Raw genomic sequence first — 23,549 nt, forward strand, 5'->3', positions numbered from 1 at the left:
ACATTCAACATGTCTGTTGCCTGAACCGACGCCTTCGCGAGCAAGCCCGCTCCCACAGTTGATCGAGTGATCCAGGCGGATGCGGTCAAAGGTTGGAGTTCGTTCCCACAGGGGAGTGCGGTTCCTTGTGGGAGCGGGCTTGCTCGCGAAAGCAATTGCACATTCAACAGCTCTGTTGCCTGAGCCAACGCCTTCGCGGGCAAGCCCGCTCCCACAGTTGATCGCGTTGTCCAGACGGATGCGGTCAAGGTGGGGGCAAAGGGTTACACAGGTTTACGCCAGACACTCGCCAACCAAGGTTGCTGCTCGCGTGGCAATCCTGCTGGCCGGTAGTAATGCTCCAACTCGACAAACCCGGCCTCGGTCAGCAAGGCCTGCCATGCCGTTAAATCGTGGTACGCCCCGTACCGTGGCCCGTTCCAGCCCTCCTGATTTTCACCGCGCGGGTTGGAGCTGAACAACACCCCGCCTGGCTTCAACGCGCCACGCAGCTCCTGCAACACCCGAGGCAATTCCTGACGCGGAATGTGGAACAACACGGCGTTGGCAAAAACTCCGTCGAAGCGCTCGGCCGGTAGATCGAGCTTCAGGAAATCCTGCTGCCACACCTCGCATCCACTGTCCTCACGCGCCATCTGCGCAAACTTCTCCGAGCCGTCCAGCCCGACAGCCGTGTGGCCCATGCGGGTGAAGGTTTGCAAATCACGCCCCGGCCCACAGCCGAAATCGAGGATGTCGAACGGCGCTTCAGCCTGAATGTGCCGCAGCAGGGCATCGATGTTCTGGCTGACATCATGATCGCGAGTCCCTTCACGGAAGCCTTCGGCCACCGAGTTGTAATGGCCCAGGGTGGTCGCGGTGATCTGCTGGAGGTCGTCGGGGGTTTGTTTCATGGGGGGGCTGCGCAGGCAATGTGGGTTTGCCGAATATACGCCATCAGCCTTGGGGCTGCTGCGCAGCCATTCGCGAGCAAGCCCGCTCCCACAGGGGAACGCGGTCCCATGTGGGAGCGGGCTTGCTCGCGAATGGCGGTATCACTGGCAGGCTTTCAGCGTTTGTTGAGGCCCCGGGCCAACCGATCACCGCCGAGTTGAATAATCGCCACCAACACCACCAGCAGCACAATCACCGTCAACATGATCTGGCTGTCAAAGCGCTGATAACCATATCGATAAGCAATGTCCCCCAGTCCGCCAGCGCCAATCGCCCCGGCCATGGCCGACGAATTGATCATCGTCACCAGCGTAATCGTGAAACCGCCGACAATTCCCGGCAACGCCTCGGGCAACAGCACATGCCAGACGATGTGCCAGCGCCGGCAACCCATCGCCTGCGCCGCTTCGATCAAACCGTGATCGACCTCGCGCAAACTCACTTCCGCGATACGCGCAAAAAATGGCGTGGCCGCAATGGTCAGCGGCACGACCGCCGCCCACACGCCGTACGTGGTGCCGACGATCAACCGCGTGAACGGAATCAGCGCCACCATCAGAATCAGAAACGGAATCGAGCGAAACAGGTTCACGAACGCGCCCAGGACGCGGTTCAGCGTCGGCGCTTCATAGATTCCGCCCTTGGAGCTGGTGACCAGAATCACCGCCATCGGGATGCCCGCCAGCAGCGCGATCAGTGACGACACGCCGACCATCAGGAAGGTGTCGATAAAGCCCTGAAGCAAGCGATCAAACCACATAACCGAGCACCTCCACCTGTTGCGCCCAGTGGCTGGCACGCTCACACATGTCTTCGGCGTCCCGGGGGGAGCCCGTCACGGCCAACAGCAATTGCCCCAGCGCATGGCCCTGAATCCGTTCCACGCCGCCCTGAAGCAGGCGCACGCGACCGCCGAGGGCACTGAACAACGCGGCCAGGTCCGGTTCCTCCGCCGCGCTGCCAGTGAATTGCAAACGCAACACCACAGCGGCATCCGGCGATTGTGGCTGCGTGCGCAAACGGTTTTGCAGCTCTTCCGGCAAGCCATGTTGCAGCGGCGCGAGCAAGGTCTTGCTGACCTCATGCTGCGGGTTGCCGAAAACCTCCCACACCGGCCCTTGTTCGACGACACGCCCGTGTTCAAGCACGACGACGCGGTCGCAGATATCGCGAATCACCGCCATCTCATGCGTGATCAACACGATGGTCAAACCCAGGCGCTGATTGATCTCGCGCAGCAGGCCGAGAATCGATTGCGTGGTTTCCGGGTCCAGCGCCGACGTGGCTTCGTCGCACAGCAGAATTTCCGGGTCATGCACCAAGGCGCGGGCGATGCCGACGCGCTGTTTCTGTCCGCCGGAAAGCTGCGCCGGGTAAGCCTTGTGCTTTTCTTGCAGGCCCACCAGTTCGAGCAATTCGCGGACTTTGCGCTCGCGTTTGTCCTTGGCCACGCCAGCCACTTTCAGCGGCAATTCAACGTTCTGCCAGACCGTTTTGGCCGACATCAGATTGAAGTGCTGAAAGATCATGCCGATCCGTCGGCGCAGTGCTACCAAGCGGTCTTCATCGAACGCGCCGATGTCCACTTGATCGATCAGCACGCGCCCGCTGCTCGGTTGTTCCAGGCGATTGATGGTGCGGATCAGCGACGATTTGCCGGCGCCGCTGCGGCCGATGATGCCGAACACTTCACCGCGCTGGATCGCCAGGTCGATGCCGTGCAGCGCCGCCACCGGACCTTGCTGGCCGTTGTAGGTTTTACCCAGGCCGATGAAGCGCACGTGGGCGTGATTCAGGTCCGGGTGCAGCTCAGTTCGTTCAGCTTCTTTTGGCTCTGGAATATCCAGTCGCCGTTGAATCGCAGCCGTCATGCTCAGCTTTCCCAACCGGCTTGGTAGAGCTTGCCGTGGGCCTTGTCCAGTGCCGCGCGAACCGCTGGCGAATGCTGGTAGATGTCGACGAATTTGATCAGGCGCGGGTCGGTTTTGCTTTTCGGCTGGATCACGAACTGGATCACGTATTCCTTGTGATCGAGGCCATCGAACAGCAGCGCCGAGCCGGCATCGAAGGTCTTCGCCAGGCGGATGTAGGCCGGGTAGCCCTGGACCAGATCGGCGTCGTCATAGGCGCGCACCAGTTGCACCGCTTCGACCTGGAGGATTTTGATTTTCTTCGGGTTGGCGATGATGTCTTCTTCGGTGGCCTTGTAGCCGACCCCCGGTTTGAGCGTGATCAGCCCGGCCTTGGCCAATAGTTGCAGGCCGCGACCACTGTTGATTGGGTCGTTGGCGATGGCGACGGTGGCGCCTTGTGGCAGTTCGTCGAAGCTTTTGTATTTCTTCGAGTAGAGGCCGACGTTGTTGATGATCCCCGGCGCGAACGGCACCAGGTCAAAACCGGCGGCAGCCTTGGCGTTTTCCAGGAACGGCACGTGCTGGAAGTAATTCACGTCGATGTCGCCGGCGGCGAGGCTGACGTTCGGCGCGATCCAGTCGGTGAACTCCACCAGCTCGACTTTCAGCCCTTGTTTGGAAGCTTCTTCCACAGCAGCCTCGAGAGGGATGGCAAAAGCGGCGGTGGTGCCGACTTTCAGCGGTGCGTCGGCGGCAAATACCGCCGAGCTGAACAGGCCGAGGGCCAGGGCCAGTGCTTTGACTGGGTGGGACAGGTTTTTTGTGATCATGATGTTTTTCCAGTCAATTATTTAATGTGTGCCCGCATCTGTGGCGAGGAGCCTGTGTGGCGAGGGGGCTTGTGTGGCGAGGGGGCTTGCCCCCGTTGGGCTGCGAAGCGGCCCCCAAACCATTCAATAAGGAAAACCGCTGCGCAGGTTTTACGACTGCTGCGCAGCCCGACGGGGGCAAGCCCCCTCGCCACAGGGATCAGTGGCGAAACGCGGCGCCGGTGTGTTGCTGCGGCAAATGCGCCTCACCGTGAAACAGCTTTTCGCGCAGGCTGCCAGTGTCGTAGGCGGTCTTGTACGACCCACGACGTTGCAACTCCGGAATCACCAGATCGATGAAATCCACATAGCTTTCCGGCGTGACGATCCGCGTCAGGTTGAAGCCGTCGAGCCCGGTTTCGGCGATCCACGATTCCAGCTCATCGGCCACTTGCTCCGGCGAGCCGACCACGGTGATGTAGCGGCCACCGAGGGCGTGTTGTTCGAGCAATTTGCGTCGGGTCCAGTCGTTGTTCTGCAGGTTCTTGGTCGCCGACTGAATCGCGTTGCTCTTCACGTACTGAATCGGTTCGTCGATTTCGTACTGGGAAAAATCGATCCCCGTTGACGCCGAGAAATGCGCCACGCCGGCCTCGGCACTGGCGTAGCTCAAGTACTCGGCGTGCTTGGCCCAAGCTGCCTCTTCGGTTTCGCCAACAATCACGTTCAGCCCCATGAACACCTTGATGTCCTCAGGGTTGCGCCCGGCCTCGACCGCGCTGGCGCGGACCTTGTCCACTTGCACCTTGGTCGACGGTTTGTTCTGGCCGCTGATGAACACGCACTCGGCGTGCCGCCCGGCGAACAGCAAACCGCGATCCGAACTGCCGGCCTGGAACAGCACCGGCGTGCGCTGCGGCGACGGTTCGCAGAGGTGATAACCCTCGACCTGATAGAACTCGCCCTTGTGCTCGACCTTGTGCACTTTTTCCGGTTGGGCGTAGATCCGCTGTTGGCGATCGTTGAGCACCGCGCCGTTTTCCCAGCTGCCTTCCCAGAGTTTGTAGAGCACCTCCAGGTACTCATCGGCCTGGTCGTAACGGCGGTCGTGTTCCACTTGCTCGCTCAGGCCCATGGCCTTGGCGGCGCTGTCGAGGTAACCGGTGACGATGTTCCAGCCGACCCGACCGCGACTCAAATGATCGAGGGTCGACATGCGTCGGGCGAACAGATAGGGCGGTTCGTAGGTCAGGTTGGCGGTGAGGCCGAAACCGAGGTTTCGGGTGACGGCAGCCATGGCCGAGACCAGCAGCAACGGGTCGTTGACCGGCAACTGGATCGACTCTTTGAGCGGCACATCCACCGAGTTCTGATAGACGTCGTACACGCCGACGATGTCCGCGATGAACAAGCCGTCGAACAGCCCGCGCTCCAGCAACTGCGCCAGTTCGGTCCAGTATTCGATGGTTTTGTATTGGGTCGAAGTGTCCCGTGGGTGTGTCCACAGGCCATGGTTGATGTGCCCGATGCAGTTCATGTTGAACGCGTTGAGCAAAATCTTTTTCTTGGCGTGGGCCATCAGATGGTCCCCCGCAGTGGCGGGTTTTCATCGTTGAGGTAGTAATTGCCCACGGCGTGATACTTCCAGCGCACCGGGTCGTGCAGCGTGTGCACCCGGGCGTTGCGCCAGTGACGGTCCAGACCGTGTTCGATCAGGGTCGCCTGGCTGCCGGCCAGCTCGAACAGTGTGCTGCCGGCGGCGAGGGAAATCTCGGTGCTGATGGCGCGGGCTTCGGCGACGGCAATCGATGCGGCGGCGACGGTCTCGGCGTTGGTGTCGGCCTGGGCCTTGTCGAGGAATTCGCCAGAGCGTTCCAGCAGGGCTTCGGTGGCGTGCAGACGAATCGCCAAGTGGCCGAAACTCTTGATGGTCAGCGGGTCGTCGATGGCTTTTTCATGGGTGGCGTCGATCCACGGCCGGGTTTTGGTACGCACGAAATGCAGCGCATCTTCGTAAGCCGCGCGGGCAATGCCAGTGTCGATGGCCGCGTGGAGAATCTGCGCCAACGGGCCGACGGTGGTCGGGCGTTCGAACGCGCTTTGAAACGCGATCACGTCTTCGGCGGCGACGTATACGTCTTCGAACACCACCGAACCGCTGCCGGTGGTGCGCTGGCCGAAGCCGCTCCAGTCGTCGATCACCGTCAGGCCTTTGCTGTCACGCGGGACGAACGCCAACTGCTGCACACCGTTTTCATCCACGACCGACGTCGGGATGCGTTGCGCGTAAATCGCGCCGGTGGCGTAGAACTTGCGACCGTTGATGCGATAGCCATCGCCGTCGCGCTTGAGGCTGGTGACGCGGTCATGGGCGGTTTTGGTGCCGAGTTCGGCGAGGGCATTGCCAAAGCGCTGGCCGGCCAGCACTTCGGCGTACAGGCGTTTTTTCTGCGCGTCGCTGCCGTTCACGCGCAGCACTTCGAGCGCATAGAAATGGTTCTGCGGGATTTGCCCGAGGGAGCCGTCAGCCTGGGCGATCAGCGCAATGACTTTAGCCAGGGTGACGTTGGACACGTCAGCGCCGCCGTATTCTTTTGGCACGCTGATGCCCCACAGGCCCGAGCGGGAAAACACTTCAAGTTCCGGGTGCGGCAAACGGCGTTCGCGGTCACGCAGGGCGCTGTCGCGTTTGAAGTCGTCGGCCAGGTCACTGGCGACGATCAGGGCTTGCTCATCGCTGGTTATGACCGCGACGTGGTGAGAAAGAGTCATGTGTTTCTCCAGAGGTCTGGTCAAATCCAGGAGTGGCGAGCGGGTAGCGTGCCGTTCAGGTGATAGCTGCCGACGGCGTGATACTTCCAGCGCACCGGGTCGTGGAGCGTGTGCACGCGGGCATTGCGCCAGTGACGGTCGAGGTTGAATTCGGCGAGGGTGGCGCGGCTGCCGGCCAGTTCGAAGAGCTTTTCGCTGGCCAGCAGCGAGATCTCGGTGGTCAGCACTTTGGCTTCGGCCACGGCAATCGAGGCGCGCGCGGCGGACTCGGCGGTGAGCGGCGCGGCGTTGACCTGATCGAGCACTTTGCCGGCCTTGCGCAGCAGCGCTTCGGCGGCGTGCAGTTCGATTTTCAGTTTGCCGATGTCGGCAATCACATACAGGTCATCGCTGGCCCGTTCGACCTTGGCGTCGATCCATGGGCGAGCACGGGTTTTGACGAATTCGATGGCGTCGTCGATGGCGCCGCGAGCGATGCCGGCGTCGATGGCCGCCTGGATCAACTGCGACACGGCGCCCTGGATGTTTGGCTGGTCGTTGATTTTCCAGTTATCCACCACCAGCTCGGCGTCGACCCGTACGTTGTTGAGCAAAATGGTGCCGCTGGCGGTGGTGCGCTGGCCGAAACCGGACCAGTCATCGACGATGCGCAAGCCCGGCGTACCACGGCGGACGAAGGCCAGCACTTGCTTGCCATCGTCGTTCAGCGCCTTGACCGCCACCCAGTGCGCGAACAGCGCGCCGGTGGAATAGAACTTCTGGCCGTTGATGACGAAACCGTCACCGTCAGCGGTGATGCGCGCCTTGAGTTCGAGGGTGTTTTTGGTGCCGCGTTCCGGGCCGGCATTGCCGATGCGCCAGCCTTCGAGCACGCTTTTGAACAGCTGTTTTTTCTGCGCCTCGGTCGCGCTGCCGAGCACCAGATTGAGGATGCCGAACTGGTTCTGCGGAATCTGCCCGAGCGCCGGGTCTGCCGCGGAAATGATCGCGAACACCTCCGCAAGGGTGACGAACGAAACCTGCGGGCCACCGTATTCGCGCGGGATGGCAATGCTGCCTAATCCGCTGCGGGTGAACTGTTCGATTTCCGACCATGGCAACTTGCGCTGCTGGTCACGTTTGGCCGCTTGCAGGCGGGCGACTTGCGCCAGCTCGTGGGCAGCCTTGATGGCTTGTGCGTCGTTGCGCAAAACCTGCGCGGGCAACAACAGGGGGGCGATGTCCAGATCACTCTGAACGATTGCATCTGCCAGACTCGACATCAGCGCCACTCCTTGGCTGCACGCAATGCCCTGGCGTTCTGCACTGGGGTGATTGTGTTCCGGACCATACCTACCTCACATCTCATGAAAACGCCGCAATGGTGGCGGCGAGCGAAAAACAAGAATGTCCGGTGGTCCGGTGCATATACCCTAAGCGCGTATAAATATTAAATAAACTAACTTTTAGGAATATGCATAGAAGGGTGACTGTCCGTAGCGCAACAGTTGTTCGTGGAGCAACAGCTGAGCGTTGGGCTGGGCCGTCAAACCTCAATTCGCGACCCTGTGGGAGCGGCGGTGCGACGCTCCCACAGGGTCGGCGGTGCCTTCACTTTTTGCCGGGTTCTGCAACCTTCAGTTCTTCCTTCAACGGCATTTTCAGATAAGGATTGGCGCAGCCGATCTTCAGCATTCGTGGCGGCGCCCAGCGTGAGTTATTGCCCACGCGGTCGAGGATGCAATACGTGACTTCCAGGCGAAGGTCTTCGCCCGCTTCAACAATGATGGACGGCGGTACCCAGACCTGAATCGGCTCGCCGACATCGCACGCCTTGAGTTTTGGCAGGTCCATGCGCACGTCGCCCCAACGCAGGGTGATCTCGTCGTCGGCGGCCATGTTCAGGTAGGGCTCGATGGTCAACGGCACGCCGCGTTTGATCTGGTTCGGATTGACCCCCTGCCGGCGAATGGTGTCAGGGAGACTGACCGGCGCCAGGTGCTCGTTTTCGTCACTGCCCGGCGTGCAGGGCTGGCCACCGGGGCAATCGAGCTTGATCTGCACGCGCGTCGCGGATGATAGCGCCGGCCCGTGCCCGACCTGCATCACGCGGTAATGCAGGCGGGAGGAGCCATTGGCAATGAAGCTTTGCGGGACGCGCAGGCTGATCACTTCGCCAACGTCGGCGGTACTCAGCACGCGGGACGCGACGTAGCAGTTGTCCCAGAACAATTCGATCAGGTCACCTTCGTCCATGCCGGGGTAGGGCGCGACGTCGATCAGCAGATGCGCTGCCGAAGTGACGTTGATGCCAGTCTTGTTCGATTGCGCCAAGGTGGGGGCCGCAAGTTCGGGTTTATTCGAGGTGCTTTTCATGGGGTTTCTCCTTGAAGCCTTGCAACGAAGTTCCGTTTCTGGAAGATCAAAAAGCGCGCATTGCCCAGCAACAATAAGATTCACTATTTGCAAGTTTAATAATAAACGAGTGCACGGGCGGCGCCTGCTGGCAACTAGATAAGAGCGCGCTTGAATAGGTGTCAATAGAGGATGCTAGTTAAGTATTGGATCTACTGTTATTCAGAAATATCCTACGCGTCCAAGTTAATAAGCTGCGCCGTGCTGTCGAACATGACGACGAATTCAGGGGGTTTTATTCGTCGGCCATGGCCAATGGTTGCTCGTGGATGAACGCTGTATCGAGTGATTCTGCGCAAGGTTGATCTGTTGCAGGACATATATATGTACCGCACACAACATTAAACAAAAATCTAAAGTGCGAAGAATTGAATAAACAGGAGAGGTTTTTTCGGAGGGGTAGTTGTCACTTCCATCCTTGGAAGTTAACAAGTAGTGAGGCGATGTTTCAATGTTGAGCGTTAGTCAGGAACTTGCTGAGAAACTGTTGAGTGCGTTCTTCTTTCGGGTTGGCAAACAGTGCCTTGGATTCACCTTGTTCAACGATCACGCCTTTGTCGAAGAACACCACGCGGTTGGCCACGTCTCGGGCAAAACCCATTTCGTGGGTGACGATCACCATGGTGCGGTTCTCTTCGGCCAGGCTGCGAATGGTCGCCAGCACTTCACCGACCAGTTCAGGGTCGAGCGCCGAGGTGGGCTCGTCGAACAGGATCACTTCCGGCTCCATCGCCAGCGCGCGGGCAATCGCCACGCGTTGTTGCTGCCCGCCGGAAAGGCGTCGCGGGTAAGCGTCTTCCTTGCCCGCCAGGCCCACCCTGGCCAACAGCTTTTTGCCCAGGGCAACGGCGTCGGCGTGGGCCATCTTCTTGACGATGATCGGGCCTTCGATGACGTTTTCCAGGGCGGTGCGATGGGGGAACAGGTTGAAGTTCTGGAACACAAAACCCACGTGCTGGCGCAAGCGACGCACCAGGCCTTGCTGCTGGTTCAAGGGACGGCTGCCATCGATTTCGATGTCACCGACCTTGATCCGGCCGCTGGTAGGTTCCTCCAGAAAATTCAGGCAACGCAGAAACGTGGTTTTACCCGAGCCGCTCGGCCCGATGATCGCCACTACCTCGCCTTCCTTTACTTCCAGATCGATGCCGTTGAGCACGACTTGACCCTTGAACTGCTTTGTCAGTTTTTCCACGACAATCATGGGGTCAGGACTCCTGGTCGTGCCGGTTGACCCGCTCTTCCAACTTGTTCTGCAGGTGCGACAGCACCGTGGCCAGAATCCAGTAGATCAGCGCGGCGGCAAGGTACATGGTGAAAATTTCGAAGGTGCGCGCGGTAATCAGCTGCGCCTGGCGGAACAGTTCCGGCACCTGAATGGTGGCGGCCAGCGCCGTGTCCTTGACCAGTGAAATGAAGCTGTTGCCCAGTGGCGGCAAAGCCGTGCGCATCGCTTGCGGCAGGATGGCCCGGCGCAGGGTTTGCGCGCGGGTCATGCCGATACTCGCGGCGGCTTCCCACTGGCCGCGCTCGATCGAGCTGATCGCGGCGCGCAGGATTTCGCAGGCGTACGCGGCCATGTTCAGCGAGAAGCCGATCAGGGCCGCTGGCAGCGGATCAAGTTCGATACCCAGTTGCGGCAAGCCGTAATAGATCACGAACAGCTGCACCAGCAACGGCGTGCCGCGAAAGAACGACACGTAGATGCGGGCCAGCCAGCTGACCGATTTGAAGCGCGACAAGCGCATCAACGCGAGGCCGAAGCCCATCAGCAGGCCGAAGAACATCCCGCCCAGGCTCAAGATGACCGTGTAGTACGCGCCCTTCAGCAGGAAGGGCGCGGAATCCAGTGCCAGTTGGAAAGCTTCTTCCATTATTGAGTGACGTCAGCGCTGAAGTATTTTTCCGAAAGCTTTTTCAGCGTGCCGTCGGCCCGCAGCTTGTCGATGGCCTTGTTCACCGCGGCCAGCAGCTCAGGCTCGCCTTTGCGCAAGGTAACCCCGGCTTCCTGGCGGGAGAACGGTTCGCCGGCGGCGGAGGTGTCTTTGGCTTTCTTGGCGTATTCGAGGGCAGCGAGGCGGTCGATCAGAATCACGTCGGTGCGGCCGTTACGCAGGTCTGCGAACTTGCTCGGATCATCTTCGTAGGTGCGCACGTCAGCGGTCGGCACGTTGGCTTTGACCCATTGCTCGTAGTTGGTGCCCAGGCCTACGCCGACTTTCTTGCCACCCAGGTCGGCGGCGGTCTTGATGTTCAACTCTGGTGCTTTCTTGGTCAGCACCAGCGCCTGAATCCCGGAAACGGTGTACGGCTCGGAGAAGTCATACTTCTTCTTGCGCTCGTCCGAGATGGTCACCTGGTTGATCACCGCGTCCAGACGCTTGGATTCCAGCGCCGCGAGGATGCCGTCCCATTTGGTCGGTTGCAGTTTGACCTTCACGCCCAGCTCTTTGGCCAGGGCTTCGGAGAACTCGACTTCGAAGCCGGTCAGTTTGCCGTCGGCGTCGACGAAACTGAACGGTGGATACGTGCCTTCCAGGCCGACGTTGATCACGCCGGCGTCCTTGATTTTTTGCAGTTGCTCACCGGCAACCGCTTGCCCCAGCAGACCGGCGCTCAGCGCCAGGCCCAGCGAACCTACCAGCAGATTTCGACGTAGTGCGGAAAAATTCATGACAAGCCCCTGTGGTTTCTTATGGAAAGCGCTTTTAGGAAAGTTGGCAAAATCGGGATTTGAACGACTGCAATATCCTGCCCTAAAGCAGCTTATGCGTCTCGCGCCAAATTCGCCTGCGGCGCGACTATATGACGATGCCGTTAGATAGGAAAATACTTAATATTGATTTTGTTATTCTATTTTGAAATATAAGGCTGAGGGCTAACTGAAGGAAAGAGGCTTCTGTGGTGAGGGGGCTTGCCCCCGTTGGGTCGCGAAGCGGCCCCCTGCGTCCGTCAGTCATCCAATGTCAGCAGACTCTACGACTGCTGCGCAGCCGAACGGGGGCAAGCCCCCTCGCCACAGAAGCCCTTTCCCTTCAGTTAGCCCTTCCAGCACAGAAGCCCGAACACCCACAGAAGCCCTCTCACCAAAGAAGCTCCCCTAGCCACAGCACGATCACTTAAAGGAAATCTTTATACGCAAACAACGCCGGCGCTCCACCGGTGTGCAGGAAGATGATCGGCCCTTCGTCAAAGCGTCCGCGCCCAATCCCGTCGAGCAATCCGGCCATGGCCTTGCCGGTGTACACCGGGTCCAGCAACAACCCTTCCTGACTCGCCAGCAGCTTCACTGCGGACAGCGTGCCAGCATTCGGTTCGCCATAACGCGGGCCGAAATACTCGTCCCATAGTTCGATCTTGAAACTCGCTGGCAATTTCACCCCCAGCAATTGGGCGGTTCGTTCGGCCAGGCCCTGGACCTTGGGCCGTTGATCTTCATCGCTACGGGACACGGTGACGCCGATCACTGGCAAATCCGGCAATGTTTCACTCAACGCCAGCGCCAGGCCGCTGTGGGTCCCGGCGCTGCCCGAGGCCAGAACCACGGCGGCAAACCGCAGGCCGGTGTCCTTGATCTGCTCGGCCAGTTCCAGTCCCGCGCGCACATAACCCAATGCGCCTAATGCATTCGAACCGCCAATCGGCACCAGATACGGTTTCTTGCCGTTATTGCGCAGGCGTTCGGCCAAGGCTTGCAGTTGGTCGTCGGCGTTGTCGAGGTTTTCCACCAACTCGACCTTGGCGTCGAACAGGTCGAGCAATAGCCGATTGCCGTTACCGAGGTAGTTGGCGTCGTCGGTGCCCAGCGGATTTTCCAGCAGGGCAACGCAACCCAGGCCCAGTCTGGCGGCGATGGCGGCAGTCTGGCGCACGTGGTTGGATTGCAACGCGCCGGCGGTGATCAATGTGTCGGCGCCCTGGGCCAGCGCATCGGCGGCCAGGTATTCGAGTTTGCGCAGTTTGTTGCCGCCCATGGCCAGCGGGGTCAGGTCGTCGCGTTTGACGTACACATCACGGCCCAGCCAGGTTGACAGGCGTTCGAGTTTTTCCAGGGGCGTGGGGTGGCCGAGCAGGTCGAGGCGGTCAAAACGGGAGAGCTGTTGTTTGATCATGGTTCCGTACTGGCGGAGGAAGGTGTCAGGACTATAGGCACGTGGTTTTCACCGGGCAACCGTGAATCGCATATAGCCAAAAGTATTGAGCACAGCACTATTGGTTCTTAATTTCGCCCGCGATCCTTGCCGTAAAGTAATCGCCGTCAAGGCGGCCAGACAGTCCGGCCGCCCGTGAGGAGTTTTTACCGTGAGCGAGCGTTCCAGCCATTGGCAATTGCAGTCCATCGTCAGCCAGCTGCGCACCGCGCGCGCACAATGGCGTGCCCAAAACGGTCGTGTCAGCGGCGAGCAGGGCGGTCGCGAGTTGCCGTCCCGGGCGGCGATGGCGGAGATTCTCGAAGCGCTGTGCGGTGCCTTGTTTCCGATGCGGCTGGGCCCGGTGGATCTGCGCGAAGAGAGCGAAGACTTCTACGTCGGCCACACGCTGGACGTCGCGCTGAATGCGTTGCTGGCCCAGGCGCGGCTCGAATTGCGTTACGCCGCGCGCCACAGCAACGACGCCGACGTCGAGGTCGAGGCCAAAACCATTTCGATCATTCAGGACTTTGCCCTCGCGTTGCCAGGGCTGCGCAGTTTGCTGGACACCGATGTGCTGGCGGCTTACCACGGCGATCCGGCGGCGCGCAGTGTCGACGAAGTGTTGCTGTGCTATCCGGGAATTCTGGCGGTGATTCACCATCGCCTCGCGCACCATTTGTACCGCGCCGGGCTGCCGTTGCTGGCGCGGATCAGCGCAGAAATCGCGCACTCGGCCACCGGCATCGATATCCATCCGGGCGCGCAGATCGGGCGCAGCTTCTTCATCGATCACGGGACGGGCGTGGTGATTGGCGAGACGGCGATCATTGGCGAGCGCGTGCGGATTTATCAGGCGGTAACGCTGGGCGCCAAGCGCTTCCCGGCGGATGAAGACGGGCAGTTGCAGAAGGGCCATCCGCGGCATCCGATTGTCGAGGACGATGTGGTGATCTATGCCGGGGCGACGATTCTGGGACGGATCACCATCGGCAAGGGTTCGACCATTGGCGGCAATGTCTGGCTGACCCGCAGCGTGCCGGCGGGGTGCAACCTGACGCAGGCGAATCTGCAGCATGATGACGGGACGCAGAAGTAGGCCCTCCGGCGTCTGATAGATCGTCTTCGCGAGCAAGCCCGCTCCCACAGTGGACCTGTGTCGACCCCGGCATTGGTGAACGACACAAACCCCTGTGGGAGCGGGCTTGCTCGCGAATGGTTTCAAGCCGAACACAGGTAATGGCATTTAGCTCATTTCCCACTGAACGAATCCTCCAAACCCCGCGTCATACCCTTCCTTGAACTAGTGTAGGAAAGGCACCGCCGAGCCCTGCGATTAGTCCTTAGCAGGCTATTCATGTTTAACTTGAACGCTCATTCAAGTTAAACCGCCGGTTTGCTGCCCGCTCACAACAGGAGGCTTGCCTTTGCCGAGTCCGTTTTCGATCGCCCTGATTTACCCCCTCGAGGTGCGCTTTTCATGAGTGCATCGTCCACCCCCGCCAGCGGTCAGGTCCGCATGAACCCGCCAGTGTTTTACTTCGCGGCGAGCTTCATCCTGCTGTTTGGCATTGTCGTCATTGCCATGCCTGAACGGGCCGGCGCCTGGCTGCTGGAAGCGCAAAACTGGGCGGCCAACACGGTCGGCTGGTACTACATGCTCGCGATGACCCTGTATCTGGTCTTCGTGGTGGTCACCGCGTTATCTGGCTACGGCAAGATCAAGCTCGGTGCCGACCACGACGAGCCCGAATTCAGTTACCTGTCCTGGGCCGGGATGCTGTTCGCCGCCGGGATCAGCATCACGCTGTTTTTCTTTTGCGTGTCCGAACCGCTGACGCACCTGTCGCAACCGCCACAGGGCAGCGCCGGTACGCCGGATGCGGCGCGCCAGGCGATGCAGATTCTGTTTCTGCACTGGGGCTTGCACGGTTGGGGCGTGTTCGCCTTTGTCGGCATGGCGCTGGCGTACTTTGCCTACCGTCACAACCTGCCGCTGGCCCTGCGCTCGGCGCTGTACCCGCTGATTGGCAAACGCATCAACGGCCCCATCGGTTATGCGGTGGACGGCTTCGGCATCATCGCCACCGTATTCGGCCTCGGCGCCGATATGGGCTTCGGCGTGTTGCACCTGAACGCCGGGCTCGACTACCTGTTCGGCATCGCGCATACGCAGTGGATTCAGGTCGGCCTGATCACGCTGATGATGGGCGCGGCGATCATCGTCGCCGTGTCCGGCGTCGACAAAGGCGTGCGGGTCATGTCCGACATCAACATGCTGCTGGCCTGCGCGCTGTTGCTGTTCGTGCTGTTCGCCGGCCCGACGCAGCACTTGCTCAACACCTTGATCCAGAACATCGGCGACTACCTCGGCGCCTTGCCGATGAAGAGTTTCGACCTCTACGCCTACGACAAACCCAGCGACTGGCTGGGCGGCTGGACGGTGTTCTATTGGGCCTGGTGGATCGCATGGTCGCCGTTCGTGGGCCTGTTTATCGCGCGCATTTCCCGTGGCCGCACCATTCGTGAATTCGTCTTCGGCGTGTTGTTGATTCCGCTCGGTTTCACCCTGGCGTGGATGTCGATCTTCGGCAACAGCGCCATCGATCAAGTGCTCAACCACGGCATGAGCGCGCTCGGCATGTCGGCCATCGATAACCCGTCGATGACGCTGTACCTGCTGCTGGAAACCTACCCGTGGAGCAAAACCGTGATCGCGGTGACGGTGTTCATCAGCTTCGTGTTCTTCGTCACCTCGGCCGACTCCGGCACGGTGGTGCTGTCGACGCTGTCCGCCAAGGGCGGCAATCCTGACGAAGACGGGCCGAAATGGCTGCGGGTGTTCTGGGGCGCGATGACTGCGCTGGTCACCAGTGCGTTGCTGTTCTCCGGCAGCATCGACGCGCTGAAGTCGGCGGTGGTGCTGACCTCGTTGCCGTTCTCGATGATTTTGCTGCTGATGATGTGGGGGCTGCACAAGGCGTTCTATCTGGAGTCGCAGAAGCAGATCGCGCAGCTGCATTCTTTGGCGCCGGTGTCCGGTTCGCGCCGAGGCGGCTGGCGTCAGCGCCTGAGCCAGGCGGTGCACTTCCCGTCGCGCGACGAGGTGTATCGCTTTCTCGATACGACGGTGCGTCCGGCGATTGAAGAAGTGACGGCGGTGTTTGTCGAGAAGGGGCTGAACGTGGTCACTCAGCCGGACCCGGCGAACGACAATGTCAGCCTGGAAATCGGCCACGGCGAACAGCATCCGTTTATCTATCAGGTGCAGATGCGCGGTTACTTCACGCCGTCATTCGCCCGTGGCGGCATGGGTTCCAAGGAACTCAACAACCGTCGTTATTACCGGGCGGAAGTGCATTTGGCGGAAGGCAGTCAGGACTACGACCTGGTGGGCTACACCAAGGAGCAGATCATCAACGACATCCTCGATCAGTACGAACGGCACATGCAGTTCCTGCACCTGGTGCGTTGATCGCAAGGTGGCTGCTAGGCGTTGTTCAGGACCATGAACAACACCAGCGCCGCCACCGGCACGCCGAACACCACACTGCCGACCACCAGCTCCGAACTCACGGGCTGGCCGGCAGTGACCACGCCGATTGCGCCGTTGATCACCGTCAGCGCCAGCCACAAGGCCACGAAGCTGTAGGTCAGGGTCTGGCGGCTGAAGCCGACCCGTTCGCCGATGAACAGCATCAGCGCGAGCAGGGCCAGGCCGAAGGTGATGATGATTGCGGTGTGCATGGTGGGTTACGCCCGTTCAATGTGTGTTGCCTGACAAGCCGCTTTCGCGAGCAAGCCCGCTCCCACAGTGGATCGAGTTGCCAGACACAACGCGGTCAAATGTGGGAGCGGGCATGCCCGCGAAAGGGCTACCCCGGTTTCCCGCCTGTCGACTAAGCATAGGCGCCGCTGCGGTTAAACCAAGCCACCATTGGCGCGCAAAATCTGCCCGTTGACCCACGCCGAATCCGGCCCCACCAGAAACGACACAATGCGCGCAATATCCTCGGGCTGCCCCAGGCGTTCCAGCGGCGGCATTTTCGCGAAGTTCTGGATCTGCTCTTCACTCTTGCCATGTAAAAACAACTCCGTCGCCACCGGTCCCGGCGCCACCGCGTTAACGGTGATGTCGCGCCCGCGCATTTCCTTGGCGAACACTTGAGTCAGCGATTCAACCGCCGCTTTGCTGGCGATGTACACCGCGTACCCCGGCAAGTTGAGACCCACGGTGCTGCTGGAAAAATTGACGATCCGTCCGCCGCTGTTCAGCCGCGTCGCGGCTTCACGCAAGGTGTTGAAGGTGCCACGCGCGTGGATGTTGAAGGTCTGGTCGAACAGCTCATCCGTGTGTTGCGCCAGGGGCATCACCTTGAGAATGCCGGCATTGTTGATCAGCACATCGACCTTGCCCAGTTGCGTTTCCGTCTCGTCGAACATCCGGCGCACGTCGTCGGCATTGGCCACGTCAGCCTTGACCGCGATGGCTTGGTGCCCGGCCTGACGCAGTTCCACCACCAGCCTGGAAGCTTCGCTGGCGCTGTTGGCGTAGTTGATGGCGACGGCAAAACCTTCGCCGGCCAGCTGTTTGGCAATCACCGCGCCGATGCCGCGCGAGGCGCCGGTCACAATCGCAACTTTCTGAGTCGTCATAACGTCGATTCCTGATGAGGATGTGGGTCGGGGTGCGGCCAATTTCACATGTTTACTCAAGCCGATAAATGCACCAGAGTTGCCTTGACTGTTCAATATTCGCCAACAATAGAGCCCGGAGGCCCGCGTGGATCAAGTCAAAGCGATGAAGGTGTTCGTGCGGATTTACGAGCGCAGCAGCTTCACCCTTGCGGCCGAAGACCTGAACCTGCCGCGCGCGACCTTGACCCACACCCTGAATCAGTTCGAAGCATGGCTCGGCACGCGTTTGTTGGAGCGTAGTACGCGCAAAGTGCGTCCCACGCTGGACGGCGAGGCCTACTACTTGCGCTGCGTGCAGTTGCTGGCGGAACTGGAAGAGGCCGAGCTGGCGTTTCGCGGTTGCGCGCCAAAAGGTCGGTTGCGCGTCGACCTGCACGGCACGCTGGCGAAAAGTTTCGTAATCCCCGCGCTGCCGCAATTCATGGCGCGCTACCCGGAGATCGACCTGTCCATCAGCGAGTCCGACCGTTTTGTCGACTTGATCGCCGAAGGCGTCGACTGCGTGCTGCGCGCGGGCACGCTGGGCGATTCGGCGCTGATCGGCAAACGCGTCGCCAACTTGCGGCAGATCACCTGCGCCAGCCCCGCCTACTTGCGCAAATACGGCGAACCAAAAACCCTCGAAGACCTCAGGCATCACCGTGCGGTGAACTACGTCTCGCGCACCACCGCCAAGCTGTTTCCCTTCGAATTCATGGTGGATGGCCAATTGCAGGAAGTCGTCATCGATGGCGCGCTGTCAGTGTTCGGCGCGGAAATTTACGCGGCGTCCGCCATTGCCGGTTTGGGTCTGATCCAGTGCCCGCACTACCGCATGCAAACGCAGATTGCCCAAGGGCTGATCCAGGAAGTCCTCAGCGACACGCCGCCACCACCGATGCCGGTGTCGGTGCTGTACCCGCACAACCGGCACCTGTCGCCACGGGTTCGGGTGTTTGTGGATTGGTTGGGGGAGGTGTTTGCGGGGGCCGTTTGATGGTTGCGCAATAGTCGGCCAGGCTGAGCCTCTGTGGGAGCGGGCTTGCTCGCGAAAGCGGTTTGACAGTCAACGAAGATGTTGAATGTGGTGGCCTCTTCGCGAGCAAGCCCGCTCCCACCGGTGTAGTGCAAATCAGTGAGCGGTCATCAAGCGCTCTCACGCTCAATCACCCGACATTCCAACAGGTTCAACCGCTGCACTTCATCGGCCACCGGCAACACGCCCAGGCTTTCAAGGATGCGGGTCGCGGCCAGCACGCCGATGTCCAGAGCGGGCGGTTTGATGGTGCTCAAACTCGGTAGCAGCATTTCGGCGAACGGGTAGTCGCCGAAGCCGAGCAGTGCGCAATCTTCCGGGATCCTGAGCCCGGCGCGTTGCCCTGCCAGCAAGCCGCCAGCGGCGAGGTTGTCGTTGGCGAAGATGATGGCGTCGGGCGCTGGCGACGCGTTCATCAGCGCTTCCATTGCCTGTTTTCCGGCTTCGAATGGCGCCCGCCCGACATCGGGCGCGAACACCCACGGTTCAAGTCCCAGCTGACGAACCGTCGCTGCATAACCATCACGGCGCTCCAATGCACTCAAGTCGCCCGCCGCGCTGTTCTGCACGAACGCGATGCGTCGATAACCTTTGCCATGCAGATACCGCGCGGCGGTCACGCCCACTTCAAAATGCGAAAAGCCGATCTGGATTGGCTCGCGCTCGGGTTGGTAATCCCAGGTTTCAATCACTGGGACGTCCGCTTCAGCGATCATTTTCTCGGTGCCGGCGCTATGGAAATGACTGGTCAGCACCAGCGCCGCCGGCGACCAGCCAAGGAACGCGCGCACGGCGTTTTCTTCCTGCGCGGCGCTGAAGTAACTCGACGCCAGCAGCAGTTGGTAGCCGTGTTGACTGAGGGTGTCGCTGAACCCCTGGATCGTGTTGGCGAAGATCGGCCCGGAAATGTTCGGGATGACCATGCCGACGATTTTGCCGCGCGCCGATGCCAAGCCGCCGGCGACCAGGTTCGGCACGTAGCCCAATTCGGCGACCACCGCGGCGATGCGCTCGCGCCGCTCCGGTGAAACCTGATCAGGTTGGTTGAAGAAACGCGACACGGTGATGGCCGAGACGCCGGCTTGCCGCGCGACCATATTCAGGGTCACGCGCCCGGCGCCACGGCGTTTTCGGGGCTTGTCTTCGCTCAACGTAAAATCCTTTTTAAAAACTAAATGGCATATAAAAGTAATTTTTCAGTATTGGACGGTCTATTTGACGCTTGCCGATACTGGCGATGTTAGCGCTAACAAAGCGCACTGTCTGCTACTCGCTCGAGCGAATGCCCAAGACAAATTTCACAGGCGCTGTCGCAGAACGGCAGCGGTTCAGGGCAAACTTTCGAGCGGGCAGACCATGCACAATTTTCCTGGGGTAACACACAAACTGGCGCACTCCATTCGCGCTGCGGGCTGGATCTTTACCGGGCTGGTCGCGTTGCCGCTGCCGGCTGCATTTGCCGCCGACAGTGCTGATCAAGAGCCCACCCTCAAATCCGTGACAGTCACCGCCACCCGCCGCGAAGAATCGCTGCAAAAAATCCCGGTGGCGGTATCGGTGCTCGACGGTGAACAGCTTGAGCGCGACAACCGCAACAGCGTGTCGAGCATCGTCCAGCAAGTGCCGTCGCTGAACTTCCGCACCGGCGCCTCGAACAAAGACACCTCGCTGTTCGTACGTGGGGTCGGGACGATTTCCACCTCGCCCGGCGTCGAGCCGACCGTGGCCACGGTGATCGATGGCGTGGTCTACGCCCGACCGGGTCAGTCGACCCTCGACCTGCTGGACCTGGAACGCGTCGAAGTGCTGCGTGGGCCGCAAGGCACGCTGTTCGGCAAAAACGCTTCGGCCGGCGTGCTCAACATCACCAGTAAAGAGCCGACCGCCGCCACCCATGGCTACATCGATCAGTCGTACTACAGCGGCAACGAAAGCCGCACCCGGTTCGGCCTCGGCGGCAGCCTGATTCCGGATACGCTGAAGGGCTCGATCACCACGTTGTTCGGCAGCTACGACGGCAACGTCGATAACGAGTACAACGGTCAGGAGGTCAACGGTTACAACCACAAGGGCGCGCGCGGCAAGCTCGAATTCACCCCCAACGACGACGTCAAATTCACCTTCATTGCCGACTACATGCAGTCCCACGACGACGCGCCGAATGGCGTGGTCAGCGAGTCGCTGACACCGGCCTTCGCCAATGCGCTGAACCCGGTGCGCGGTTCCAGCGACAACCGCAAGATCAACACCGACACCCGCACGCACGTCGACGACATCAATAAAGGATTGTCCGGCCAGCTCGACTGGAACCTGGGCGATTACACCCTGACTTCGATCACCGCGTGGCGCGGTTGGGACAACACCCAGTATCAGGACGGCGATCGTCTGAGCACCATCACCGCCGCGTTCCCCGGCAGTGCCGACAAGGGCGACCTGGCGTTCGATCAGTACTCGCAAGAGCTGCGCCTGGCTTCGCCTAAAGGCGAATTCCTCGAATACGTCGGCGGCCTGTTCTACATGCACGGCAAGGACGACGAAACCTATCAGCGCACGCTCACCACGCCCACCAGCGTCAACCGGGGCGTCGCCGATTACAGCACCACCAGCGACAGCTACGCGGTGTTCGGCGAAAGCACGCTCAACTTCACTTCGGATTTTCGTGGCATCGCCGGCCTGCGCTGGACCCACGATGATCTGGAATACGATCACCGTCGCGTCTCGACTTCGCCGACTGCCGTCACCGGCATCCAGCCCGGCACCAGCAGTTCCGGTTCGGTGGACGAGGACGGCTGGTCGGGTCGACTCGGCGTGCAATATGACCTGAGCGATGCGGTCACCACCTACCTGACCTATTCGCGCGGCTACAAAGGCCCGGCCTACAACGTGTTCTTCAACATGCAGCCACGGGACACCGACGCGCTGAAACCGGAAACCTCCAACAACTGGGAACTCGGGATCAAGGCCACGTCCTGGAACAATCGCCTGACCACCAACCTCGCCGTGTTCCACAGCGATTACGACAACTACCAGGCGAACTTCTTCGACACCGTCGCCGGGCAAGTGGTGACGCGCCTGATCAACGCCGGTACGGTCAGCACCGAAGGCGTCGAAGTCGATTACGCCTTGCAGGCGACCCAGCAACTGAAGTTTTCCGGTGCCCTGGCCTACACCCGCGCCCGCATCGACGAGTTCGCCTGCCCGGCGGGCGCGGCGGCGTCGTGCAACGTCAACGGCAAACCACTGCCGTTCAGCCCGGACTGGAAAAGCTACGTGCGCGCCGACTACACCATCCCGCTGGATAACGGGCTGGACGTCGAACTGGGCACTGACTACAGCTGGCAGAGCGAAGTGCAGTACGACATCAGCCAGAACCCCGACACCAAGCAAGGGGCCTACGGGATCTGGAACGCCAGCATCGCACTGGCCGATTACAGCAATGGCTGGCGCGTGGCGCTGCTGGGCAAAAACCTCACGGACAAGTCGTACTCGCCGGCGCTGGCCACGGGCGGCGCCTATATCTACCGCGCCGTTCCACGGGACGACGAACGCTACTTTGGTGTGCAACTGCGCAAGGACTTCTAACCATGGCTCGACAGCTGAAACTGGGCGCTTTCCTCATGGCCGGCGGGCACCATATCGCCGCCTGGCGTCATCCTGATGTGCCGGCCGACGCCGGGCTGGATTTCACCTACTACAAGCGGTTGGCGCAACTTGCCGAGGCGGCGAAGTTCGACGCGGTGTTCTTCGCCGACAGCGTCGCGGCACCTGGCGACAAGATCGCGAGCCGCATGGCGCGCTCCGATTATTTCGAGCCGCTGACCCTGCTGTCGGCCCTGAGTGCCGTGACCGAGCACATCGGCCTGATCGCCACGGCCACCACCAGCTACAACGAGCCGTATCACGTGGCGCGCAAATTCGCATCGCTCGACCACCTGTCCGGCGGACGGGCAGGGTGGAACCTGGTGACGTCGGATAACGCCGCCGAAGCGCAGAATTTCGGCCGCGACGAACACATCGGCCATGCCGAACGCTATAGCCGCGCCCGGGAATTTCACCAGGTGGTCACCGGCCTGTGGGACAGCTGGGAGGACGACGCTTTCATCCGCGACAAGGCCAGTGGCGCGTACTACGACCCGGACAAACTGCACGTGCTGGATCACGTCGGCGAACACTTTCGGGTCAAGGGTCCGCTCAATGTCGCTCGCTCGCCGCAGGGGCAGCCGGTGATTGTGCAGGCCGGTTCTTCCGAGGTTGGCCGTGAGCTGGCAGCGCAGACGGCGGAAGTGGTGTTCACCGCGCAGACGTCATTGGCCAATGCCCAGGCGTTTTATGCCGACCTCAAGGGACGGCTGGCCCGCCACGGGCGCAGTGCCGATTCGCTGAAAATCATGCCCGGTGTTTTTGTGGTGGTCGGGCAAACCGAAAGCGAGGCGCAGGAAAAATTTGAAACGTTTCAGCAATTAGTCGAACCCCAGGTTGGCGTTGCGTTACTTGGGCGTATGCTGGGCAACTTCGACTTGTCGAAGTACCCGCTGGACGGGCCGCTGCCGGACTTGCCGCTGACCGAAAGCGGCCAGCAAAGTCGGCAAAAGCTGCTGACGGAACTGGCGGGCCGGGAAAACCTCAGCCTCGCTGATTTGGGCCGCAAGATTGCCGGTGGCCGAGGGCATTTCAGCCTCATCGGCACGGCCGGGCAGATTGCCGACCAGTTGCAGGAATGGTTCGAACACGGCGCGGCGGATGGCTTCAATGTGCTGGTGCCGCACTTGCCCGGCGGTCTGGAAGATTTCGCCAACGGCGTGGTGCCGGAACTGCAACGCCGTGGATTGTTCAGAACAGAGTACGAAGGCCGCACGTTGCGCCAGAACCTTGGGCTGGCCCGGCCAGGCAACAGATTTGCGTAACACCTTTCGCGAGCAAGCCCGCACATTGGATCTGTGTTGCA

Annotated in this window: 20 protein-coding genes; 5 read left to right on the forward strand and 15 right to left on the reverse strand. The window is 60.8% G+C overall.

Annotation, left to right across the window (positions count from 1 at the left end; genetic code table 11):
* Positions 1 to 263: 263 nt before the first annotated feature.
* From ACQKP4_RS08130 to ACQKP4_RS08185, 12 genes are all read right to left on the reverse strand, one after another.
* Positions 264 to 893, reverse strand: a complete 630-nt coding sequence (locus ACQKP4_RS08130) for a class I SAM-dependent methyltransferase (RefSeq protein WP_427632048.1) — start codon at positions 891 to 893, stop codon at positions 264 to 266.
* A 155-nt stretch (positions 894 to 1,048) separates the two neighbouring features.
* Positions 1,049 to 1,693, reverse strand: a complete 645-nt coding sequence (locus ACQKP4_RS08135) for a methionine ABC transporter permease (protein WP_427632050.1) — start codon at positions 1,691 to 1,693, stop codon at positions 1,049 to 1,051.
* Positions 1,683 to 2,804, reverse strand: a complete 1,122-nt coding sequence (locus tag ACQKP4_RS08140) for a methionine ABC transporter ATP-binding protein (RefSeq protein WP_427632052.1) — start codon at positions 2,802 to 2,804, stop codon at positions 1,683 to 1,685. The genes ACQKP4_RS08135 and ACQKP4_RS08140 overlap by 11 nt, the downstream gene beginning before the upstream one ends.
* Before the next feature lie 2 nt (positions 2,805 to 2,806).
* Positions 2,807 to 3,616, reverse strand: coding sequence for a MetQ/NlpA family ABC transporter substrate-binding protein (locus ACQKP4_RS08145; RefSeq protein ID WP_427632054.1), 810 nt, complete (start codon positions 3,614 to 3,616; stop codon positions 2,807 to 2,809).
* A gap of 199 nt (positions 3,617 to 3,815) precedes the next feature.
* Positions 3,816 to 5,174, reverse strand: a complete 1,359-nt coding sequence (locus tag ACQKP4_RS08150; protein WP_427632056.1) for an LLM class flavin-dependent oxidoreductase — start codon at positions 5,172 to 5,174, stop codon at positions 3,816 to 3,818.
* Positions 5,174 to 6,367: an SfnB family sulfur acquisition oxidoreductase gene (locus ACQKP4_RS08155; RefSeq protein ID WP_427632058.1), complete on the reverse strand. Its 1,194-nt coding sequence runs from the start codon at positions 6,365 to 6,367 to the stop codon at positions 5,174 to 5,176. The genes ACQKP4_RS08150 and ACQKP4_RS08155 overlap by 1 nt, the downstream gene beginning before the upstream one ends.
* Positions 6,368 to 6,387: 20 nt before the next feature.
* On the reverse strand, positions 6,388 to 7,629 hold the full coding sequence (locus ACQKP4_RS08160) for an SfnB family sulfur acquisition oxidoreductase (protein WP_427632060.1): 1,242 nt from the start codon (positions 7,627 to 7,629) through the stop codon (positions 6,388 to 6,390).
* 328 nt (positions 7,630 to 7,957) lie between these two features.
* Positions 7,958 to 8,722 carry a hypothetical protein gene (locus ACQKP4_RS08165; RefSeq protein ID WP_427632062.1) on the reverse strand — a complete coding sequence of 255 codons (765 nt, stop codon included), beginning with the start codon at positions 8,720 to 8,722 and terminating at the stop codon, positions 7,958 to 7,960.
* A gap of 487 nt (positions 8,723 to 9,209) precedes the next feature.
* Complete coding sequence (tcyN, locus tag ACQKP4_RS08170; protein WP_427632064.1) at positions 9,210 to 9,965, reverse strand: L-cystine ABC transporter ATP-binding protein TcyN; 756 nt, start codon at positions 9,963 to 9,965, stop codon at positions 9,210 to 9,212.
* A 4-nt stretch (positions 9,966 to 9,969) separates the two neighbouring features.
* On the reverse strand, positions 9,970 to 10,635 hold the full coding sequence (tcyL, locus tag ACQKP4_RS08175; protein WP_427632066.1) for a cystine ABC transporter permease: 666 nt from the start codon (positions 10,633 to 10,635) through the stop codon (positions 9,970 to 9,972).
* Complete coding sequence (tcyJ, locus tag ACQKP4_RS08180) at positions 10,635 to 11,435, reverse strand: cystine ABC transporter substrate-binding protein (protein WP_427632068.1); 801 nt, start codon at positions 11,433 to 11,435, stop codon at positions 10,635 to 10,637. The genes tcyL and tcyJ overlap by 1 nt, the downstream gene beginning before the upstream one ends.
* 445 nt (positions 11,436 to 11,880) lie before the next feature.
* Complete coding sequence (locus ACQKP4_RS08185) at positions 11,881 to 12,873, reverse strand: D-cysteine desulfhydrase (RefSeq protein WP_427632070.1); 993 nt, start codon at positions 12,871 to 12,873, stop codon at positions 11,881 to 11,883.
* Between the two features lie 190 nt (positions 12,874 to 13,063).
* On the opposite strand from ACQKP4_RS08185, the gene epsC reads away from it, so the two are divergent.
* Both epsC and betT read left to right on the forward strand, forming a co-directional pair.
* Entirely contained in the window at positions 13,064 to 13,990 is a 927-nt protein-coding gene (gene epsC, locus ACQKP4_RS08190; RefSeq protein ID WP_427632072.1) for a serine O-acetyltransferase EpsC, read from the forward strand.
* Between the two features lie 420 nt (positions 13,991 to 14,410).
* Positions 14,411 to 16,366: a choline transporter BetT gene (betT, locus tag ACQKP4_RS08195; protein ID WP_427632108.1), complete on the forward strand. Its 1,956-nt coding sequence runs from the start codon at positions 14,411 to 14,413 to the stop codon at positions 16,364 to 16,366.
* 14 nt (positions 16,367 to 16,380) lie between these two features.
* Here the strand turns inward: betT and ACQKP4_RS08200 are convergent, their stop codons facing one another.
* Positions 16,381 to 16,638, reverse strand: coding sequence for a hypothetical protein (locus ACQKP4_RS08200; RefSeq protein WP_427632074.1), 258 nt, complete (start codon positions 16,636 to 16,638; stop codon positions 16,381 to 16,383).
* Positions 16,639 to 16,812: 174 nt separating this feature from the next.
* A complete protein-coding gene (locus tag ACQKP4_RS08205) occupies positions 16,813 to 17,547 on the reverse strand; it encodes an SDR family oxidoreductase (protein ID WP_427632076.1) in 735 nt (244 codons plus the stop codon).
* A 127-nt stretch (positions 17,548 to 17,674) separates the two neighbouring features.
* Between ACQKP4_RS08205 and ACQKP4_RS08210 the strand changes: the two genes are divergently transcribed.
* Positions 17,675 to 18,565 carry a LysR family transcriptional regulator gene (locus ACQKP4_RS08210; RefSeq protein ID WP_427632078.1) on the forward strand — a complete coding sequence of 297 codons (891 nt, stop codon included), beginning with the start codon at positions 17,675 to 17,677 and terminating at the stop codon, positions 18,563 to 18,565.
* 149 nt (positions 18,566 to 18,714) lie between these two features.
* On the opposite strand, the gene ACQKP4_RS08215 is transcribed toward ACQKP4_RS08210, so the two are convergent.
* Positions 18,715 to 19,755 carry a LacI family DNA-binding transcriptional regulator gene (locus tag ACQKP4_RS08215; RefSeq protein WP_427632080.1) on the reverse strand — a complete coding sequence of 347 codons (1,041 nt, stop codon included), beginning with the start codon at positions 19,753 to 19,755 and terminating at the stop codon, positions 18,715 to 18,717.
* Positions 19,756 to 19,960: 205 nt separating this feature from the next.
* Between ACQKP4_RS08215 and ACQKP4_RS08220 the strand changes: the two genes are divergently transcribed.
* Positions 19,961 to 22,186 carry a TonB-dependent receptor gene (locus ACQKP4_RS08220; protein WP_427632082.1) on the forward strand — a complete coding sequence of 742 codons (2,226 nt, stop codon included), beginning with the start codon at positions 19,961 to 19,963 and terminating at the stop codon, positions 22,184 to 22,186.
* Positions 22,187 to 22,188: 2 nt separating this feature from the next.
* Entirely contained in the window at positions 22,189 to 23,508 is a 1,320-nt protein-coding gene (locus tag ACQKP4_RS08225) for an LLM class flavin-dependent oxidoreductase (RefSeq protein WP_427632083.1), read from the forward strand.
* The last annotated feature ends 41 nt before the right edge of the window (positions 23,509 to 23,549 follow it).

The sequence above is a fragment of the Pseudomonas sp. NPDC086278 genome (assembly GCF_050280905.1).
In the GTDB taxonomy this organism is placed as follows: domain Bacteria; phylum Pseudomonadota; class Gammaproteobacteria; order Pseudomonadales; family Pseudomonadaceae; genus Aquipseudomonas.